Here is a 3,223-nt window from a genome sequence, read left to right as displayed (position 1 = left end):
TGATACCGGGCTCTTGGAGTAAATGAGGCACTTAACGGCAAAAGTAGCTGTGGATGGGTGGAAAGGGCGATATGCCTAGCTCTAGACGCAAAAGAATCTATTAAGAATCAAATAAGAATAATATAAACAATACAATATATAATAATAAAAATATAATAATTAATTATAACGAAATTTACAAAAAATGTAGCAGAATAAAATTTTATTTACAAAAGTGAAAAAGAGTGGTATACCTATTGCTGCAATAAAACAATTCTAAAGCCTTAGGCTAAAGAAAAGGGCATACCACTCAAATGAATGATACCACAATATGTCAAATAATTACAACTATTTTTTCACTTTTCACAATAGTTTTGGATTGTCCTGAAATAAATGACATGCTTGGACAATATTGTCCTATTAACACTGAGTTACTGAGATTATTTAACAATCTAAAATTTAAAATAGCTGCAGATAAATTTATAGAAGAACATAAACATTCTAAATTAACAAATGGTGAACAAAGATATGTAAAGAATGGCTACGCTAATATCACTTTTACAACAATATTTGGTAACTTATTTATAAGAAAGCCAAGAATAAGAGACAGGCAAAGTAATGAAGAAGTAAAATATTTAAATGATTATATGGAAGATTATTCAAGAACTCAATATGATTTAAAACTGAAATGTTTCATACTATACATGATGGGGATGGGAATTAATGATATTAGCTCTTTTATAAAACAAGAACTTGGAGATGATGTTCGTGGATTTAGCCCCAGAAATATCATTAACATTTTTCATTATTTTGTTAAAGAAGGATTAGCTAAAGGGAAAGATCTTTTCGATAAAAAATTAAACGCATATTACGTTGCCATTTATATTGATGCCACGTATATTAAAGTGCGAGGCGGTGATAAAATGTGCATATTAGCCGCCGTGGGATTAGACAGGAACAATAAATATGTTCTTCTGGGACTGCAAAAAACGATAGATAATAGTGAAAATGAAGAATCATACAGAGATTTTTTAAATAAGCTTAAAGCAAAAGGTCTAGAAAGGGCAAAAATATTTGTAGCAGATGGTGCAAAACCAATATGGAATGTAGTGAAAGAGTTATTTCCTGAGAGTAAACAGCAGAGATGCGTTATACACGTATGTAGAAATATATTTGGAGCTATAGCCAGAAAAAAATGGAAACAGGTTGGTAATAAATTTTCAGATATTTTGAATGTAAAGACTGCAGAAGAAGCAAGAATATTACTGGGAAAATTAATTGATGAAGAATTAAAGTATTCAAAAAAGGCTAAAGAAATAATATCAAAAAATATCGATATTATATTAACATACTTTGATTTTGACGAAAGCTTAAGGTCACAGTTATACACTTCAAATCCAGTTGAAACAGTATTTTCGATGATGAAGCCAAGAGGAAAAAAAACAAGAGGAATGATGGATGGTAACAATATTTTCTTTATCTTTCAGTTGATAGGACTTAGGTACGGTAATAACAAAAATATTGTTGAAATACTAAATGATCTGTTCAGTAATAATGCAGAAAAAATGAAAATTGCTAATACGGAAAATTCTCTCATAAAGTCTGACAACTTAGCAAAAATAGGATATGAAAAATTAAATAAATTTTTAGAACGTTTTAATAAATCTTTACATGAGAAACGTTTAAACGAACTAAATAAAAATCATGTTATATCATTAATATCTTTTATTCATTCTATAGAAAGTGACGTTAAAAATTCACAAAAGATACATCCTTTTTACATTGAAAATATACAAAAATTTTTTAATAACGAAGAAATAGATGATAGAGAGAGCCTTGAATTTGATTATATAGAAAAAAACAATAATTGATGTTTAAGCAAAAGAAGAAAGCGAATTGTAAAACTATGACATTGTATACAATATATAACTCAATCATTGAACGAGCTAAAGTCACAAACCCAATTCCATTTCTTGAACAAAATGGGTTTTATGTCTTCAAGCGTTCATCAGAAAATAATGCATATATTTATTTACATGGATTCACAAAAATTGGGGATGAAGATATAAGGACTAGCTTAAAAACTGACGGTCATTGGATATCATGTTACCATGACAACACACCAATTGGTAGCAATATAAATCTAGTTTTAGAGCTGTATCCACAAATGAATTGCATCGAGGCCGCAAAACAACTTTGCTATGCTGCTGGTATTGATACTGCTGCATATTTTAGCAAAAAACGATTAGATATTAATTGTGTTAATAATGCTAGTAGCCTAGATAAATCTAAGATGGAATGGTGTCCGCAGTCTGATAAACCCTCACTGGTTCTTCCAATAGAAACAGGAATTAATGAAGGTATAGCATATCTAAAAGGTAGAGGCATTTCTGAAAGCACCATTAAATACGCAAGAAATGTTAATTTCCTTAAGTTTCTTATTGATGGAATCATCTTTTGTGGTTATGATCATAATAATGAATTAAGATGTGCAACAAAAAGATCTACCGTTGATAACGTAGAACCTACAGAAAACAAGAGGGACCTAAGGGGTTCAATAAAGGCATTTGCTCCAGTATTGCCTGGATCAAACGAAGTAGTTTGGATAGTTGAAGGAGGCGTTGATGCATTAGCACTTAGAGATATTGCATTAAGACAAAACAATGAGCCGCCAACAATTATTGTAACTGGAGGTAGAAACACAAAAACGTGGATCGACAATCCAAGACTACAAAAAATGATCAAAACAGCAGATCGTTGTTACATATGCCTAGAAGGTGATCCAGGTGAAAAGTTCGTTAAAACGTATAATGCTATTATTGCACAACGGGCTTTAGTTTTAGAAAAAATAGGAAAAAAAATAACAATTTGGCCTGAAAATGGCAAATGGCAAAAAGGTTGTAAAGATATGGCAGATCTAAATCTTATGAAATTAAATAATGGTAGAAAATAAAAATTTTGTGCCTTTATTATCGAAGACTGGGTTGTTAATCGTACACAGAACTTCGCTGCGAAAGCATATTTAACAGGGTAACTGTTTGCAGAAAGAAGATTTTTTCAATGAAAATCTGGTAATAATAATTTTTTTTCGGGTGGCTTGGTTTTAGCAGCCAAAAGAGGAGCATCGGAGAATTTTTTTTTCGGGTGGCTTGGTTTTAGCAGCCAAAAGAGGAGCATCGGAGAGTTTTTTTTTCGGGTGGCTTGGTTTTAGCAGCCAAAAGAGGAGCATCGGAGAGTTTTTTTT

The 3,223-nt window shown here is 31.2% G+C and carries 2 protein-coding genes; both read left to right on the top strand.

What is annotated here, in order from left to right; genetic code table 11:
• Positions 1-293: 293 nt before the first annotated feature.
• Positions 294-1,850 (top strand): transposase, encoded by a 1,557-nt coding sequence (locus LBD57_RS02760; RefSeq protein ID WP_373469816.1) that lies wholly within the window; start codon positions 294-296, stop codon positions 1,848-1,850.
• A 35-nt stretch (positions 1,851-1,885) separates the two neighbouring features.
• A complete protein-coding gene (locus LBD57_RS02755; protein ID WP_373469815.1) occupies positions 1,886-2,932 on the top strand; it encodes a hypothetical protein in 1,047 nt (348 codons plus the stop codon).
• Positions 2,933-3,223 lie beyond the last annotated feature (291 nt).

The sequence above is a fragment of the Candidatus Endomicrobiellum cubanum genome (genome assembly GCF_031278955.1).
GTDB lineage: Bacteria > Elusimicrobiota > Endomicrobiia > Endomicrobiales > Endomicrobiaceae > Endomicrobiellum > Endomicrobiellum cubanum.
The sequence above is the reverse complement of the archived record's forward strand: the minus strand, read 5'-3'. Positions and strand labels throughout refer to the sequence as shown.